A 17,672-nucleotide genomic window follows, 5' to 3' on the forward strand; every position below is an offset into this window, starting at 1 on the left:
GGATTTCAAGAATAGTACGCTCGATTTTCGCATTCACGCCCTCAAGAATTTCCCGTGCCTCTTTACGTGCGTCATTTATTATAGCCTTACGCTGTGCCCTTAGATCTCCAGCTGTCTCCTCGTAATTCGACAACAAGGAATCGAGCTTACTCTCTTTCTCCCGTATATTCTGACGTTTATTTGCCCAATAACGTCTGTCACGCGCAATTTCCGACAGATATTTGTCAAGATTGACATAATCGCTTCCGACTATTTCCTTGGCTTCTTCTATAACATCACGCGGCAGACCAATTTTTGTGGCAATATCAAGCGCGAAGGAACTGCCCGGATTGCCTACCGACAGTTCGAAAGTCGGCTGTAGATGCTGACGGTCATAAAGCATAGCACCGTTCACAAAGCCAGATTCCGAATCTGCAAAAGTCTTAAGGTTTTGATAATGGGTGGTAACAATGCCCATACAACCGGATTTCCCAAGTTTCTGGAGTATCGCCTGAGCAAGAGCACCGCCTATCTGCGGCTCTGTGCCTGAGCCCATTTCATCTGCAAGAATCAAAGACCTTTCATCAGTATGATTTATAAAATATTTCATATTCTTCAGATGTGAAGAATATGTGCTGAGGTCGTTCTCAAACGATTGTTCGTCACCGATGTCTATGAAAATATTCTTAAATATTCCCATATGCGAATTATTATAGACCGTGGGCATCAGACCACACTGCATCATATACTGAACGACAGCGGTGGTCTTTAGACATACGGATTTTCCTCCAGCATTGGGTCCGGATATAATAAGAATACGTCGGTCTTCAGTAAGATTCAGATTCAAAGGCACAACTGCCCTGCTTTGAGGGCGCAATGCCATAACAAGTCCGGGGTGTACAGCATGATACCATTCGATTTCGTGCTTATCCTCGATATGGGGGAGCTGGGCATCGAGGTCTATTGCGAATATCGCTTTGGCTCTTATGAAATCAAGGCGACCTATACTTCGACAAGCCTCGATTATGTCATCGACGTGCGGACGCACAAAATCCGCAATACCTCTCAGTATAGCTATGATCTCGCGTCTTTCCTCCATCTCGAGTTCCCGAAGCCTGTTACCCGCCTCCACAACCTCTGCCGGTTCAATAAACACGGTCTTCCCTGTCGCACTCTCATCATGTATAATTCCTTGTATTCCCCTTTTATTTGCAGCTGTGACAGGAATCACCATTCTGCCATCCCTTATGGATGGAGAAGCATCCTTCTCGACGATGCCGTTTGCAACAGCTCTGTCAATTACCCGCCTCATGGCACGTTGCATAGAGCCGGATGCCGAGCGTATCTGAGACCTTATTTCTGACAATGCCGGCGAAGCACTGTCCTTAACTTCACCGAATTTGTTTACACACCTCTCAATCTCAGACACTATCAAGGGGAAGAGTGCAATATCTGCAAATGCATTGACAAGACACGGATATGGTGTCACTCCAGACTCGGAATCTATGGAACTTTTAAAAAACACCGACAAATCCGACATCATCCGGAGCATCCTCATAAGTCTGTACAGACGGTCGGATACCATATATGATCCGTCAGCCCTGATTTCAACCAGATATGGCACAATGTCATGAATATTATCCAAAGGCAAAGGCTGATTTGCGGAAATTATTCGCATCATCTCTTCAACGCATCCGAGTTCAGTCTTTATAAAACTGAAATCTGAAGAAAATGTCATTTTTGCAACTTCCGCTTTCCCCATGGAACTCAGACAATTCTCAGACACACAAGCACGCAAATAGTCAAATCCAATTTTTGACTCAAAATCAGATGGATATATCATACAAAAAACAAATTCAAACAGGGATTACCAACATTGGCATATCTCTTTCAAACAATGATTTATGAGCAATAGTAGGAAGAAAAATCCTACTGAACACATTCGTTTTCTTGTTAGGCACTATCAGAAGATCAACCCCCTTCTTTGGAATCGCCACATCTATTTCATTCCTGAAATCCTTTAAATCCGGCACAAATGTCTTAAATCTGGATGTCGGATAATTGCTGTTGAAGAACTCGCACAATGCTTCGATTTTATCTCGTGTCTTAGTCGCCTTGCGTTGCATCACAGGCACAAGAGTTATAAGGCATTTCGGATAATCGAACATACGCATAAGCGCATCTACAGTCATTATGTCATGCTGGTCAAGATTGCAAAACATCATAAGGTGCACTATATCCTCAACCTTCTCTATTTTACAGTTTTCAGGCACAGTAAACACAGGAACACGACAAGAATCAAGCACTTCCGCGGTTACGCTCCCTATGAGTTCTTCCTCTTTTTTGTCTTTACCTCTTGTTGCCATGACAACCAATGCCGGAGGAGTCTCCTTGCAATATTGAAGTATCGACTCTTCAGCAACTCCTTCAAGCAAACTGGTAGAAAACTTTATATCCGGAATACATCCCTCTTTCTGAGACAGTTTGATATCACTGCAAAACTTCGAAAGCTTTTTCGAAGCCATATCTCTCACATCTCTCGATTCTTCCGCAGCGAGAGTCTCGCTGTTTTCCCCAAACACATCGTCCGAAGCGCCGGCTGTAAAAATCGGAGCCACGTATGAGTGCATAATCACAGGATGCACTCCTATCCGACGAGCCAGCTTGAAGCCGATATTTACGGCAAGCCGGCTCGAATCGGAAAAATCGACGGGGATGAGCAGATTTCCGCTCATTCCCGCCATCTTCATATCTATGAGAGCGGGTGAATACCCTTCGCCACTCTCAATAATTTTCAACGCAAGCGGCAGATCTTTTGGACGGATCTTTACTCGCTGTGCCACTGCCACTGGTGATTTAAACGACACAAAATCCTCAAGCCTTACTTCCATGCCGTGGCTCTCAAGAATATTCCTGAGATTTTGCGCATGTGCGGGCGTGTGTATCACCAACGTGATGAAATCGTCTATATCTATCATGGCAGACTGATAATACCGTTGATTTTACTGTTGCTCGTTTTGTTCTTCAAGAATCTTGACAGCCATATCATAGATTGTGGTGTCATCCAAAACAACGATGCCACCGTCGGGACCCGGTTCGATATGCATTCCGGCGTTTTTGCCAAACTGATAGTTTACGCCCCCGAAATAATTGCGAACTGTCTGAACGGTGACATTGAGTTCATCTGCGATACGATGGGTCGAGCCATCTGGCAGACTGTCTTTGAGTCTGCGGAGCTCGTTGAATGTGATTGTCTTGCTCATGGTTTCTGTATTTTTGATTATTATTCCTATTAATAAATATTAGTAATCGATATTATTGTTTTGCTAAGTTATGAAATTTAATTCATTTTAACAAAGAGTATCGCCACAAATTTAAAGTGTTATAAAACATCGTTTTTTAATCTGTCTTCCATCTGCGTCAAATCACTTCGAAATCCGATGCCTGAATCCACCCGGCAAACTCTGAATTCAGACGGACCTTATACCATTCGATGGTGCCATCCTGACTGTTTTCTGACTCAAGAATATCAAGTGGGGTGCCCCGTTCAAGCGGGGTTCCAACAGCTTTTGCAGATGAAAAAGGCTCGGTAAGCAATACCACCTTGAAGCCGGTGATAACACCACGGTCATGAGACTGACATGCTTTTGCCGATGCAAATGAGAATGTCATAAAGACAACACACAATACCAGCAGAGACAATCCGCCAAAGAAACCGATTTTACGCAACAGTACTTCCGTGCGGAATATATACAATGCAATGCAACCACAGAGCAGGACAAAGGAAACTGCGCCCCATACCGCCCATGTGTCTGACGTATGACTGTATGTGACATATCGTTTCACCCGCGAGAAGAATGACGGTTCATCTGCAACTACAGATATATTTTTGCCTTTGGCATTGGCTTTGTTGCCATCTTCTATCTTTGAAAGAATATATGCGCGGTTATTCCTGACCTCATTAGACGAGGGATCAAGATAAAGACTCCGTTCATAACACAGAAATGCTTGTCCGTAATCTCCAGCCTTTGCATACGCGTTACCCATATTTGCCAACAAAGATGCGGAAACTCCGTGTTCCTGCGAAATTTTGCCATAAATAGCAGACGCCTCGGCAAATTTCCCTTCATTGTATGCTTTCTCCGCACTTTCAAGCGAATTGTCCGCCATAACACTCAAAGGAAGCATCAATAATACCGACGCTATAAAAAACATTATCCTATAATTCATTTTAATTTGACTGCCTTAAAAGATTTTTCAAGTTTGTTTATTGCCTCTATCGCATTGTCATAAAGTTCAGACATCCCTGCTTTACCGGACGCAGGCGAGTATTTTGCAAATTCGCTCCTGTCAAGAATATCAAGCAGCTCTGAAATATTGTCTTCGGGTATACCCTCGGTTTCCAGCACTGTCTTGATGTTGTCTCTCATAAGTTCGGAAGTCGGCATCTTAAGCTTATCGCCCAAATAACCCCACAATGCAATGAGAAGCTCATCGTAAAAGGTTTCTGAATTGTCAGACTTCATTGCAGCTGCCGCCTTCCTAAGCCTGCGGCGTGCAAGTTTATTCGCGCGACGGCTGTTAAAGGCAGCCATGTCCGCATGCGACTTAAGATAGTTTCTGTACGCAATAACTGAGATTATCAATGACACAAACGGTATGATGTACCATAACCAGTAGCTGAACTTATATATGTCGGGACTATGATCTTTTGAAAGTTTTTCGAAAGTAACTTTCTGTAGACCTGAATCAAATTTAAGCCTCGTGTTGGTCTGTGATTTGCCGGAGGCCTTTCCTTTTCCGACTATGATATTATATTCTTTTGAAGTCGATGTCTCATATTTACCCGTTTCAGGATTAAAATACACGAGGCTTACAGAAGGTATTTTAAAATCACCCTCTTCAAGCGGCATAAAAGAATAATCAAATGAAACGGAACCAGAGACATTTGATGAACCGACATTTGCTTTCACATCTGTCTTGGGTGTATAAACTTCAAGCTGAGGAGGAAAAGAGGTTGAAAGATCCGGCAATTGAATATATTTGAGATTGCCAGAACCGGTAACGATATATTCAATCGAGGCTGCCTGATTTGTTTTGAAATTATTGGATTTCAACTGCGATGCGATTGTGAATTTACCTACACCACCTGAAAAATCAGCTGGCTTAGGAGATGGGAGAGCTTTGACATTTACAGTAAGATCATTCGGACTCACATTCAGCTGCAAAGGTGAATTCACTGCCATATTTCCCCAGAAAGGATCATGATAATACTCACGTTGATCAACAGAAACAGTATATGTGTTTCCAATAACCTTCAACTGCCCAGTCATCTGAGGGAATATTATATATCTTGCAATCACTGCTGTCGCGTATGTCTTTCCATCCAGAGTCTCATAATCCAGTGAACTTGAAACAGCTTTTGATTCTTCGACAACGAATCCGTCGAACTTGGGTGCGGCAGTGGCTCCTATAAATTTGATAGCGTCATATGTTGTATATAATTTTACCGTATATACAAGTGCCTGCTGCTCGTAGACATTCGATTCCGATACACTCGCTCTCATAAATAGGTTGCCGTCACCCTTACCTATAAATTTAGGTTTGTCGGATGTGTTTCCGGAAGAAGCGGAATTATCCGGATTCTTTCCTCCAGCTGGATTGTTTGTACCTGTGCCCCGAGCACCGATCGTATATCTGAGCTGGTTACTCTTCACTCCGCCCACGGTAATCGGTCCGAATGAATATGTGCCTTCTTTCTGAGCACGGAGCGTGACAGTCCATGTATTGCTGGTCGATTGTGTTACCTGACCATTTACATTTGACATCCGCGATGATTGACCCGTATGATCGAAATACATAACCTTCGCGCCACCGATGTTTGAAGGAATCTCCGGTCTGCCATTGATATCGCTGACCTCGACATATATGTAAAACATGTCTCCCACCTCTATGGACCGCTTACCTCGCGCCGGACTCTCGTAAAGACGCACAGACCCTGCCAATGACGAAAGTGCCGACATCAGCAGCATCATAAGCAATATGCTCGTTTTCCTTAACATAAGAATTGTTTAAATATACACTGGTTCGACTTTCACTGCTGAAGACTTTACATCAATATCTACAGGCTCGGACTCCGCCACTTCGAATCTCTTGGTTTCCGGGTTGAAATAACCGAATCTGACTGCACCTATCCGGCAATTCCTGATATCCGTAGGCACAAACTCACATTCGAGTTCAAGCTCTGAAACAATCGACTCTCCATCAAAATATGTATTAAGTTGCTCAGAAATAGATTTCAGTTTGTTTCCTTCTCCGAATGCATCACGATATTCAGGTAGAATGTCAGAACCCAACAGCCCTCTTCCTTTCACAATAACAATAATGCTCGCCTCTTCATTCACTATTATGTCGCCACGCGGAACAACTGTGCTTACACTGAATTTTCCGACTGCACCTGAAAATGCAACCGTATCTTTCGCAGCAGGCAAAGATTTAACTTTAAAGTCTACAGGCTTCATATCCACAATGCAAGATCTCGTCTCGGCAGTTCTTACTTTTCCAAAAAACGGATCTTCATATACGACAGGGAAATTTATTCCTATTTCGAATTTTCCAGACTGCATTGTATACTTACCTGCATCATTCATCGCAAACACAAACGATGCAAGCGGAAACGCATAATACAATTTCCCGTCAACTTTTTCCCTGTGAGACTTATGAAAATTCTGCACCCTTGAGATATATGAAAACTCTCCGGTTTTAAGATGCGGCGATTCAACCTCGTTTACAAATGCAATATCAGAATAAGGGGTATACAGCCACATCGTAGCACAGACACATTCATGACTATAAAACGATGACNGATCAATCGAACATCTGACAAACAGATCTTCATGATTTTTAGCATTGGCAGACAGCATTCCAACAATCAATGCTGAAACAATCACGGTATACCTGAATATGTGTCGGCGCCACACTTCTGTTTTCATATCACCATTTCTTTCTCGATCCTCCTGACGCATTTGATTTCTCCCCCTTGTTAGCCCGGTTCACTCTTGCACGCGTCTGATTCTCTTTATTGTCCATCGCCTGCAAAATCTGGTTTGCTGTCTGCTGGCTTATGCTGTTATTCTTGTCGTTCTCCTTTTTATCGTCTTTGTTATTATTCTGCTGGTCTTTATTCTGGTCTTTATTCTGGTCCTTGTTCTGGTCCTTGTTCTGCTCGTTTTGATCTTTATTCTTATCTTGATTCTGCATTTGTTTCTGGGCAATTCGCAGATTTTTCCTTGCAGACTCGTCTCCCGGATTGATTCTAAGGGCTTGCTTATAATACTCTATGGCATTTTTATACTCCTTCGTATTATACTCAAGATTTCCAAGATTGTAATTGGCTTTTGATGCGAGTCCAGGTTTATCTTTTGCCAAGGAAGCCACGGCTCCGAGATTCTTTCTGGCACCATCAAGTAGAGACTTGCTTTTAGGTGTGGTATCCTGAGGGTTGGTAACCTGTTTGATCTGGGCAAGTCCCAGATTATAGCGGCTGACAGCCGACAAAGAATTGACACCTAACGCCTGCTCATATTTTTTTGCAGCTTCCGCGTATTTTCTTTCCGTAAAGAGCTTGTTCCCCTCACTGATCAACTTACGCTCTTCTCTCACTGACTGTGCGTTTACAGAAAGAGAAAAAGCAGATAAAACCATAAACAACAGCGGGGCTATATAATTCAACGTAGTCTTCATTTTTTCTTATCCTCCTTATAAAAGAAAGTAAATCTGTCAAGCCAGCCGATTTTACGGTCAAGCACAAAAATATCAAGTACAATACACAATATAGCCAGCCATGCAAAGATCGGAAATAATTCATCGTGCTGTGCGTAAAGACTTGACTCAAACGCGGATTTCTTAAGAGTATCAAGCTGTTTGTCAAGCTCAGTAAGCGCATCCTTGTTTGATGCATTCACATATATACCCTTCCCCGCTTTAGCAATATCGGCAGCGAGATCTTCATTAAGCGCTGTCCTTACAGTTTCGCCACTCTGCTCATCAATCAGAGGCTGACCATTGACATTTAGCGGAACCGGAGTTGAACTGCCGACTCCGACAACATCAATCTGAATGTCATTCTTAGCAGCAGTCTTCGCCGCAGTCATAACGCTTTCACTGTCATCGAGTTCTTCAGCATCCGTTATTAGAATCACAGCTTTGCCGATATTCTTATCTTCGCTGAATGATGCAGAAGCCATGTCAAGAGCTGCGGTTATATTTGTTCCCTGATCCGCGATTTGGGAGGGATCGATTGAATTAAGAAACATCTTGGCAGATACATAATCATTGGTAACCGGAATGAGCGTATAGGCGGAGCCGGCATACATAATCAAACCTACCCTATCATTGTCCAGACGATTTATAAGTTTTTCAAGAGTCATCTTGGCAGTTCGCATCCTGTCTGGACCCTGAGGATCGTCGGTTGCTGAAGCAAGCATCGAATTGGATGCATCCATCGCAATAATGACCTCGATGCCTTCCTTCGTGGTCTTCTGATCCTTTATGCCTCCCCAGGGTCTTGCAAATGCAATTATAATAAAAGCAAGAGCAATCATCTGAAGAGTAATCTTGATTGGCGGCTTATAAGGAGACACATCCGGCATCAGAGCGGAAATGGAGTCTTTTTTGCCGAATTTCTTCAGCTTCCTGTTCCTTGTAAAACGCGCCCATGCATACAAGAGCACGAACAGCGGTACAAGTAACAAAAGAAACAGTATTTTTGGATATGCGAAACTAAACATCTCTATATTGTATTAATCAAGGAATTCTGCGAAGTAAAGTATATCTTATCAGAAGTTGCAGTACCACAGCACAAATAGCTGCAAGAACCCACGGCATAAAGTTTTCTTCAGTCTGTGTGAATTTATTGACATCAAGAGTAGTTTTCTCAAGTGCGTCAATTTCATTGAAAACCTCGCGCAACATTCTTGAATCAGTAGCCCTGAAATATTTTCCATTCGTTATATCTGCTATATTTTTGAGGGCAGTCTCATCAATTTTTGTTTCCATCGTGGTAGTCGAGAATCCGTAGGGATCCGTTATCTGAATTGTACCGTTGGTACCGACACCTATAGTGTAGACTTTTATCCCTTTTTCCTTCGCTATGCGCGCTGCTGTGGCTGGAGCCACATCACCAGCATTATTTGTTCCGTCCGTAAGAAGGATTATACTTTTTGACTTGGCTTTACCTGACGTCAGACGGTTTATCGCACTTGACAGACCATCTCCGATTGCAGTACCGTCATTCAACAATCCTGTCTTAACGCCACTTATTGCATTAATCAGAGCCGGTTTGTCATTTGTCAAAGGCATCAGCGACAAACTTTCTCCAGAAAAAACGACAAAACCGATATTGTCATCAACACGTTGGCTTACGAATTTACGTGCCACATCTTTGGCTGCATCGAACCGTGTAGGGGCAAGATCTGTGGCAAGCATCGAGCTTGATATGTCAAGTGCCAGCACTATATCAGTACCCTTAACTCTGGATGTACGCTGCGAATCGTGTGTCTGAGGCCGAGCCAAGGCAACAATCAACCCGCCAATCGCGACAAGCTGCAGAGCAAAGCAGAGATGCATCAGCCAGACTTTCCATGACGTACGGATACCTGAAAACGCAGAAGTGGTCGAGACTCCCATCGATGGACTCGAATTTCGCCATTTCCATATATACCACGCTACAAAAGGTATATATATCAGAAACAACAGCAGCAGTGCAGGATGCTTAAACATCACGACTCACCTCCTTTCTTTCAGTTTTTTTCTTATTCTTTTTCTTTGAATTATCGTTTTGATTCTGATTGGTTTCCGGAGATTGCTCATCATCAGCCGGTGGAAGAGGTTTGGTCTCTTCTACAAATTTCAATGCATTTTCAAATGATGCTATATTGTCATCCGGCAAAGGACGCACTTTCGCGAATTTCACAAAATCCGCCATGTTTAGTATCTGCCGTATATAATCACGCTTGTCCCGAGTCTCCTTGTTGTTCTTAAGCGCGCCAAGAATCTGACGAGACGTCATTTCCATAGCGTTAATACCAAATCGTCCGAAAAGATACACTCTCAATACATCCGTAAGTTCGGTAAAGTACTCCTTTTCCATGCCCTGCTCCCAAAGTTTCTTATCTTTAAGTTCTCGCAAGGCTGACACAGCGACTTCATACGGAGTAGGTTCCGGTTTCTTACCTAATATGGAACCCTCTTTCTTATATTTCATCCATACATACAGAAATGCCGCCACAGCAACAACAACCAACAATATGACCCACCAATAATCCAGAACCCAATCAGGGACGGCATCAAATATTGACTTGTCTTCGGGATCAGCGACATTCGCATAATCATAAATTGGAGTATTCGCATCTACTACAACCGGAACGACCTTCAAGGCAAGTTTGTTGGAGAAGGCTGTGTCTCGTCCGACAACAAACGCTATTTCCGGAAGCTGATAATAACCGGAATCGAATGCCTGAACCGGAATTGTATATTCAATATGAAGCATTCCTCCCTTTTCAGATGTATCCGACTTAACCGGAGCACGAAGCTCAACACTATCGCCACACACACCTACAATACCGTTTTCCTTCATCTGATAAAACAGAGGGAAAACGCCTTTGGCATCTTTATTCTGATCCACAGATACCCTCATGTGGGTCATACGTCCCATCATAAGAATCGCGGAATCGAGTCTGGCAGTGACAAGTGTACGGGATGCCGACAGCGGAAAAACCGCCATCAGCACCAATGTCAACGCCAATATTGTCTTTTTTTGTAGCATCTGGATAAAAATGAATCTATAAATTCCATTTATTCGATTATCTCGAACCGCGTCTTCTGAATAATCCCAACAACGCTTTTACGAAGTCTTCGTCAGTAGTTACGGATGCAAGATCAACACCACTGCGGGCGGTAACAGACGCGAGACGTTGCTGACGCTCATACCATGCCTTGGCATAAGCCTTCCTCGCAGACGATGAAGAGGTGTCGAGCCAACGGTCTGTGCCTCGTTCAAGATCCCGGACACGGACAAGACCCACATCCGGCATTTCTGCATCGCGTCGGTCATATACCTGTATTGACGCAAGATCATGCTTTCTGTTTGCGATCGACATACTTTTGAAATAATCATGATCATCAATAAAGTCACTGATCAGAAAAGCCGAGCACCTTTTTTTAATGGCATTTGTCATAAACTGGAGTGCCACATCTATGTTCGTGCCGCTACTTTCTGGTTCGAAGTTGATTATCTCACGAATTATAAGCAGTATATGTTTCTTACCCTTCTTTGGAGGTATGAATTTTTCAATCTTGTCACTGAAGAATATAACTCCTACTTTATCATTATTCTGTATTGAAGAGAAAGCGAGGGTGGCANCGATCTCTGCCATCCTTTCTTTCTTGATCTCACCACAGGCACCGAAATTACGGCTTCCGCTCACATCAACCAACAACATGACGGTAAGTTCACGCTCCTCTTCATAAACCTTGACATACGGTTTATTATGACGGGCAGTCACATTCCAGTCGATATCACGGATATCATCTCCCGGCTGATATTCTCTGACTTCCGAGAATATCATTCCACGTCCCTTGAAGGCACTGTGATACTCTCCTGCGAAAATATTCTGGCTGAGTCCCCGGGTTTTGATTTCAATTTTCCGGATTTTCTTTAAGAGTTCGTTAGCTTCCATTCAAAATGGTTTTGTGAAGAATGTGTCAAAGGCTTATCAGGGCACTGCGACTTTGTCGAGTATATCAGTTATAACTTCATCTGTGCCGATATTGTTTGCCTCCGCCTCATAGGTAAGACCAATTCTGTGACGCAAAACATCATGACACACAGCTCGCACGTCCTCAGGAATAACATATCCACGACCCTGCAGGAATGCATATGCGCGTGATGCCAGAGCAAGGCTTATGGACGCACGTGGAGAAGCACCGAAGGATATAATTCCCTGAAGGTCATTAAGTCCGAATTTAGAGGGCTGACGTGTGGCAAACACTATATCCACAATATAATTCTCGATCTTTTCATCAAGATAGATTTTTTCTACAATCTTCTGGACTTCTATGATCTCACGCGGATCTATCACAGGATTGACCGGTGTCTGTTCGCCTCTGATATTCTGACGGATGATGGCTTTCTCCTCCTCTTTGTTCGGATAGCCGATCACCACTTTGAGAAGGAAACGGTCAACCTGAGCCTCGGGAAGAGGATATGTGCCTTCCTGCTCGATCGGGTTCTGGGTAGCCATTACAAGGAATGGATCAGGAAGCTTGAATGTATCATCGCCAATTGTTACCTGCCTTTCCTGCATAGCCTCAAGAAGGGCACTCTGCACTTTGGCGGGAGCACGGTTAATTTCGTCGGCAAGAACGAAATTAGCAAAGATAGGTCCTTTCTTCACTTCGAAAGTTTCTTTCTTCACACTGTATATAAGAGTACCCACGACATCTGCCGGGAGTAAATCCGGAGTAAACTGGACTCTGCTGTATTTTGCGGAAACCAGACTCGCAAGAGTTTTGATTGCCAATGTCTTTGCGAGACCGGGCACACCTTCGAGAAGTACGTGCCCATTACAAAGAAGAGCTATCAATAATGAGTCCACAAGATGTTTCTGTCCTACGATCCTGCGATCCATGCCGGTGCGGATCATGCTCACAAAATTACTCTTGGAAGCTATGAGGTCGTTGAGCTCCCGGATGTTTACTGTTTCTTCCATAATCTGGTTGAAATTTATTATGTCTATTTGCTGTAATCAACAGCACTTTATTAATCAACAACTGAAAGTATCCGTATTTCATGCGGTCTCCCAATCGAAATGCAAAAATAGCATTTATTAACTTAATTGAATAATCTTCTCTGTTAAATTACCTTTAACATATGATAAAAATAATGAATCGGAGATATAATGTCAACGATATCCCCGATTCATGCATTTTGCCAGTGCAATTTAACAACCAAGTCTGAAAATCACTTTGTAAAGGCATTCCACCCTTGGGCAGTGATAGGCAACTCGGCTCCGTCACGTGTCACCATTGCAGCTCCAAGTTCAGGTTTGGTCACATACCCTATCATGCTGATTCCTTTCAAATCCTTGATTTTGTCATGTTCAGTAAGAGGCACAGTAAAAAGAAGCTCGTAGTCCTCTCCTCCGTTCATGGCTGTCATGACAAGATTCATGCTCAATTCTTCAGCCATAACAGCTGTCTGATAATCAATCGGAACCTTGTCCTCATATATCCGGCAACCAACACCGGAGGCTTTGCATATGTGAAGAAGTTCAGATGAAAGACCGTCGCTGACATCCATCATGGCAGTCGGTCTGATTCCTTTTTCCTTCAACATAGATATGACATCCTTGCGGGCTTCAGGCTTCAACTGTCTTTCGAGAATATACTCCTTGCCTGAGAAATCAGGCTGAAAAGACTCACCCTCTTTTGCGCCGGCAGCTACTCTGTTTTCCCGTTCAAGCAATTGTAGCCCCATATAGGCAGCCCCAAGGTCACCACTTACACAGATTAAGTCGGTCTCTTTGGCACCATTGCGATAGACAATGTCTTCTTTCGAAGATTCACCGAGACACGTGACACTGATCACAAGACCTGTGACAGAAGCCGATGTGTCTCCTCCGACAAGATCAACTCCGTAAATTTCGCATGCCAGTCGGATTCCAAAATACAATTCTTCTATATGTTCCACTGTAAAACGGCTTGATACACCGAGACTCACAGTAATTTGTCTGGGAGTTCCGTTCATTGCGTAAATGTCACTGAAATTTACGATTGCGGATTTATAGCCAAGATGCTTCAATGGAACATAGCGCAAATCGAAATGAATCCCTTCGAGAAGAAGATCTGTTGTGACCAGAACCTCTTTATCGCCATACGACAACACAGCGGCATCGTCACCCACTCCTTTTTTCGAAGAGTCATTTCTAAGCGGGAAATCTTTGGTAAGACGGTCAATCAACCCGAACTCGCCAATGCTTGATATTTCTGTATTCCGATTTTCCATCAGATCCTTGCAAGCATCTCTTTAATTACAGTGGTCATCACAGGCTGAGCCTTTACCGCCGCCTTCTGCACTTCCTCGTGTGTGGGCACTTCCTTGATATCTTTGCCTCCAAGGTCTGTAATCACAGAAACTCCAAAAACTTTCATCCCCGCATGGTTTGCGACAATAACCTCAGGCACGGTAGACATACCCACTGCGTCACCGCCTATAATACGGAAATACTCGTATTCTGCCGGAGTCTCGAACGTAGGACCGGGCGTGCCGACATACACACCATGCATAAGACGTATGCCCTGCTCGCGTGCTATATCATCAGCCATGTTCACAAGAGCAAGTGAATAAGCCTCTGTCATTGCTGGGAAACGCGGACCGAGTTCATTGTAATTCTTTCCTCTGAGCGGATTTTCCGGGAAAAGGTTGATATGGTCTGTGATAACCATTACATCTCCCACCTTAAACTCTTTGTTCATACCTCCGGCTGCATTGCTGACAAACAATGTATCCACTCCTATCTCCTTCATTACTCTTACAGGGAAAGTCACCTCTTTCATGTCGTATCCCTCATAGTAATGGAAACGTCCCTGCATTGCCATGATATATTTGCCTCCGAGATTTCCGAATATAAGTTTTCCTGAATGTCCCTCAACTGTAGAAACAGGGAAATTGGGTATTACATGATAGTCTATCTCCTTGACAATCTCAATATGATTGACAAGGTCTCCAAGACCTGTGCCGAGTATTACTCCTATTTTGGGAAGAGTTCCAACCTCTTTACGAATATAATCAGCTGTTTCTTTTATTTTCTCCAAATACGATTTTTCCATTTGTTTTCGATTTAGGGTTATATATGTTTAAATAATAATTGAAATTACGTTTGATTTTCTGACTGTTTTCATACAGCCTCCAGTTGCCTTCTACTTCCTGACCCTTGATAAATTCCGGGCTGAGACCCAGAAAAATAGAAACCCTCCGATATACACAACAATTTCTAACGAAAAAGTATCAATCGGAAATAGAATCAATAGACTTCTTCAAATCCGTGATAAAATCCGAGCTGTCGAGTCCATTGACCATTTTTACAGCAATCGGTATGAAGTAACAGATCTGCTTTAGACGCGTAGGGAAATACGGATTATAGGCAAGTCTGACAGCATCTTTCTCGGTTGTCAGTATTATTTTACGTTCACCAGAAAGGGAGTCAAACTTCGTCCGTATACTTTCAAGATCATCTCTTGAGAAATTATGATGATCAGGGAAATGACAGACTTTCATTTTGAATGGATAATTCTTGAAATGCCGAACAAAACCGCGAGGGTTTGCAATGCCTGTCAGCAAAAGAACCGTGTCGTTTTTTGTAAAATCTCCCAATGATGCCTGATATGGCTCGTCATCCGGGAAAACCGGCAATAATCCCCCATAAGTATAACGTGAGAAATAAAGCTTCTGAAATTTCATCAGATCAAGATTCTTCTGAACAAGCCGGAAGTCAAGAGGCATGATATCTTGCGGACACTTAGTCACAATGACCATATCCGCCCTGTTTACCTGATGGACGCTTTCCCTCAGCCTGCCCAGCGGAAGCAGATGATCGTTATATACGGGGCGGCTGTAATCCATAAGCAAGACAGATACTTTCGGCTTGACATACCTATGTTGGAACGCATCATCAAGAACGATAAGTTCTATATTGGGAAACTGTTTGATCATTTCGCGTATCCCCCTGCGTCGATCTTCGCAAACAGCCACTTTAACACGCGAGCCGAACTTACGATAAATCTGCAGTGGCTCGTCACCCACACTGTCGGGTGTACTGTTGGAATTCGCAAGAATAAATCCTTTTGTCTTGCGCTTGTATCCGCGACTTAACACAGCAGTATTGTAATCCATCGCCAGCATACCGACAATATATTCCGTATGGGGCGTCTTGCCTGTGCCGCCTACCGTAAGATTGCCTACACTGACAATGGGAACACCAAATTCTTCCTGAGGCAGAATTCTGTTGTCAAACATCCAGTTACGCACAGCGGTGACACTCCCGTATATCCATGATAACGGAGTAAGAATATATTTTAATATTTTCGTTTTTGTCTCAGGTGTCATGTCAATACAGTGCCTACAGCTGACATTATATAGAAATTATCAATTTCCCAAAGTCACTTCAAATTCCGGCATACGCGCCAATATGCGGCTGCGAGAAAGGATTTTCATTGCAATATGCATTCCAGCCTCATCAAAATCACCGTCCGAAACAGCTTTCATCATTCTAACAGCCTCGATGTCACCCATAGAGATCACATCCCAGAACGAAGGTTCGTAAACAGGATATACGGATACATCGTATTTGCTGTAGATGTCAGCCTTTTTCGCCGTCCACTCAATTGCATCCTTAAGAGAACCGAGTTCATCAACAAGTCCTATTTCCTTAGCCTTCATTGCATTCCAGACACGTCCTTCCGCAATCTGACGCACTTTTGCCTCAGTCATCTTGCGTCCGGTTGCAACCCGCTTGATGAAGCGGTCATAACCGGTCTCGACATATTTCTGCATTATCGACAACTGCTTTTCATCCATCGGAGTGAACAATGTCGGAAAATCTGCGGCAGGATTGGTTGAGACAGACTGAGGATTAATTCCCAGCTTATCTGAAAGTCCCTTCACATTAGGAATAAGTCCAAAAATGCCGATTGAACCGGTAATTGTCAAAGGATCAGCAAAAATCCTGTCCGCCCCACACGAAATCCAGTAACCGCCGGAAGCCGCATAATCTCCCATCGAGACCGCAAGCGGTTTTTTCTTTGACTGAAAATAATCCAGTGCCTCACCTATCTGGTCACTGCCGAATGCGGAACCTCCGGGAGAATTGACACGAAGCACGAGACCCTTGATCTTGTCATCATCTGCAAGTTGCGTGATAATGGGCACAAGTTTCTGATAGTTGATTCCGGTAGATGCCCCGTCCACAATCTCACCTGTGGCATACAGCACTGCGATATTGTTTTTACTGGAATAAGCGTCAGTCCAAGGCAACTGACCTATGAGTGTCGACGGAGAGACAAAATTCAGTTTCTTTTTGTCTACATCAATAAGCTTTGCAAGCCTTTCATCCATCACTCTTTCATATACAACCTCATCTACGAAACCTGATTCGGCAGCGAATTCCGCAGTAGAAAACATCAGTCCATTATTAACCAACGAATCGATTTCGGATCCGGACAGTTTTTTTCTGTTGTCGCAGATGCCGTCTTTCATAAAATCCCACATTGTGGAAAACAACGTGTCAAGCTGTGCTCTGGCGGGTTCACTCATCTGTGTCGAGATATAAGGCTCAACTGCCGATTTGAATGTTCCGACCTTAACGACCTGAAACTCCACACCCAGCTTATCGAAAAGTCCTTTAAGATACATCGATGTGGAACCGAGACCCTGAATGGCTATCTCTCCATAGGGATTCAGAAAAATTTTATCCGATACAGATGCTACATAATATGTGCCGAGCGTATAGACATCTCCATATGCATAGACCTTCTTTCCGGTTTTCTTAAATTCTTTCACTGCCTCACGGATGGCATTGAAGGTTGCCGGAGATGCAAGTGCCGCGCCGCATTTGATATAAAGCGCATCTATATTC

15 protein-coding genes are annotated in these 17,672 nt (G+C 43.5%); all 15 read right to left on the reverse strand.

Annotation, left to right across the window (positions count from 1 at the left end; translation table 11 throughout):
- Positions 1 to 1,717 (reverse strand): endonuclease MutS2 (locus tag JX312_RS01720; protein WP_204456773.1); only part of this gene is annotated, 1,717 nt, incomplete at its 3' end.
- A 118-nt stretch (positions 1,718 to 1,835) separates the two neighbouring features.
- Positions 1,836 to 2,957 carry a universal stress protein gene (locus JX312_RS01725; protein ID WP_204456775.1) on the reverse strand — a complete coding sequence of 374 codons (1,122 nt, stop codon included), beginning with the start codon at positions 2,955 to 2,957 and terminating at the stop codon, positions 1,836 to 1,838.
- A gap of 24 nt (positions 2,958 to 2,981) precedes the next feature.
- On the reverse strand, positions 2,982 to 3,242 hold the full coding sequence (locus tag JX312_RS01730; protein ID WP_123407457.1) for a DNA-binding protein: 261 nt from the start codon (positions 3,240 to 3,242) through the stop codon (positions 2,982 to 2,984).
- A 157-nt stretch (positions 3,243 to 3,399) separates the two neighbouring features.
- Positions 3,400 to 4,209, reverse strand: a complete 810-nt coding sequence (locus tag JX312_RS01735; RefSeq protein WP_204456777.1) for a tetratricopeptide repeat protein — start codon at positions 4,207 to 4,209, stop codon at positions 3,400 to 3,402.
- Positions 4,206 to 6,014, reverse strand: a complete 1,809-nt coding sequence (locus tag JX312_RS01740; RefSeq protein WP_204456779.1) for a BatD family protein — start codon at positions 6,012 to 6,014, stop codon at positions 4,206 to 4,208. Before JX312_RS01740 ends, JX312_RS01735 begins: the two co-directional genes overlap by 4 nt.
- Positions 6,015 to 6,972: 958 nt before the next feature.
- The gene (locus JX312_RS01750) at positions 6,973 to 7,722 is read right to left on the reverse strand and encodes a tetratricopeptide repeat protein (protein WP_123407449.1); all 750 of its coding nucleotides are present in this window, start codon (positions 7,720 to 7,722) and stop codon (positions 6,973 to 6,975) included.
- Positions 7,719 to 8,768, reverse strand: coding sequence for a VWA domain-containing protein (locus JX312_RS01755; protein ID WP_123407448.1), 1,050 nt, complete (start codon positions 8,766 to 8,768; stop codon positions 7,719 to 7,721). Before JX312_RS01755 ends, JX312_RS01750 begins: the two co-directional genes overlap by 4 nt.
- Positions 8,769 to 8,784: 16 nt before the next feature.
- Positions 8,785 to 9,759: a VWA domain-containing protein gene (locus JX312_RS01760; RefSeq protein ID WP_239653769.1), complete on the reverse strand. Its 975-nt coding sequence runs from the start codon at positions 9,757 to 9,759 to the stop codon at positions 8,785 to 8,787.
- Positions 9,752 to 10,804, reverse strand: a complete 1,053-nt coding sequence (locus JX312_RS01765) for a hypothetical protein (RefSeq protein WP_204456785.1) — start codon at positions 10,802 to 10,804, stop codon at positions 9,752 to 9,754. The genes JX312_RS01760 and JX312_RS01765 overlap by 8 nt, the downstream gene beginning before the upstream one ends.
- Positions 10,805 to 10,841: 37 nt before the next feature.
- Complete coding sequence (locus JX312_RS01770) at positions 10,842 to 11,717, reverse strand: DUF58 domain-containing protein (RefSeq protein WP_204456787.1); 876 nt, start codon at positions 11,715 to 11,717, stop codon at positions 10,842 to 10,844.
- A 36-nt stretch (positions 11,718 to 11,753) separates the two neighbouring features.
- Positions 11,754 to 12,749, reverse strand: coding sequence for a MoxR family ATPase (locus JX312_RS01775; RefSeq protein ID WP_123407439.1), 996 nt, complete (start codon positions 12,747 to 12,749; stop codon positions 11,754 to 11,756).
- A gap of 251 nt (positions 12,750 to 13,000) precedes the next feature.
- Positions 13,001 to 14,044: a thiamine-phosphate kinase gene (gene thiL / locus JX312_RS01780; protein ID WP_204456788.1), complete on the reverse strand. Its 1,044-nt coding sequence runs from the start codon at positions 14,042 to 14,044 to the stop codon at positions 13,001 to 13,003.
- On the reverse strand, positions 14,044 to 14,868 hold the full coding sequence (locus JX312_RS01785) for a purine-nucleoside phosphorylase (RefSeq protein WP_204456790.1): 825 nt from the start codon (positions 14,866 to 14,868) through the stop codon (positions 14,044 to 14,046). Before JX312_RS01785 ends, thiL begins: the two co-directional genes overlap by 1 nt.
- A gap of 178 nt (positions 14,869 to 15,046) precedes the next feature.
- Positions 15,047 to 16,144 (reverse strand): tetraacyldisaccharide 4'-kinase, encoded by a 1,098-nt coding sequence (gene lpxK, locus JX312_RS01790; RefSeq protein WP_204456792.1) that lies wholly within the window; start codon positions 16,142 to 16,144, stop codon positions 15,047 to 15,049.
- Positions 16,145 to 16,183: 39 nt separating this feature from the next.
- A partial coding sequence (gene sppA / locus JX312_RS01795; protein WP_204456794.1) for a signal peptide peptidase SppA occupies positions 16,184 to 17,672 on the reverse strand: 1,489 nt, incomplete at its 5' end.

This window comes from Barnesiella sp. CU968 (genome assembly GCF_905219685.1).
Taxonomy (GTDB): Bacteria; Bacteroidota; Bacteroidia; order Bacteroidales; family Muribaculaceae; genus Lepagella; species Lepagella muris_A.

Bases quoted from the DNA above. Each gene is read 5' to 3' on its own strand.
- JX312_RS01775 (WP_123407439.1), bottom strand. From the start codon at position 12,749: ATGGAAGAAACAGTAAACATCCGGGAGCTCAACGACCTCATAGCTTCC.
- JX312_RS01730 (WP_123407457.1), bottom strand. From the start codon at position 3,242: ATGAGCAAGACAATCACATTCAACGAGCTCCGCAGACTCAAAGACAGT.
- JX312_RS01755 (WP_123407448.1), bottom strand. From the start codon at position 8,768: ATGTTTAGTTTCGCATATCCAAAAATACTGTTTCTTTTGTTACTTGTA.
- JX312_RS01750 (WP_123407449.1), bottom strand. From the start codon at position 7,722: ATGAAGACTACGTTGAATTATATAGCCCCGCTGTTGTTTATGGTTTTA.
- JX312_RS01740 (WP_204456779.1), bottom strand. From the start codon at position 6,014: ATGATGCTGCTGATGTCGGCACTTTCGTCATTGGCAGGGTCTGTGCGT.
- lpxK (WP_204456792.1), bottom strand. From the start codon at position 16,144: ATGACACCTGAGACAAAAACGAAAATATTAAAATATATTCTTACTCCG.
- JX312_RS01785 (WP_204456790.1), bottom strand. From the start codon at position 14,868: ATGGAAAAATCGTATTTGGAGAAAATAAAAGAAACAGCTGATTATATT.
- thiL (WP_204456788.1), bottom strand. From the start codon at position 14,044: ATGGAAAATCGGAATACAGAAATATCAAGCATTGGCGAGTTCGGGTTG.
- JX312_RS01735 (WP_204456777.1), bottom strand. From the start codon at position 4,209: ATGAATTATAGGATAATGTTTTTTATAGCGTCGGTATTATTGATGCTT.
- JX312_RS01765 (WP_204456785.1), bottom strand. From the start codon at position 10,804: ATGCTACAAAAAAAGACAATATTGGCGTTGACATTGGTGCTGATGGCG.
- JX312_RS01725 (WP_204456775.1), bottom strand. From the start codon at position 2,957: ATGATAGATATAGACGATTTCATCACGTTGGTGATACACACGCCCGCA.
- JX312_RS01760 (WP_239653769.1), bottom strand. From the start codon at position 9,759: ATGTTTAAGCATCCTGCACTGCTGCTGTTGTTTCTGATATATATACCT.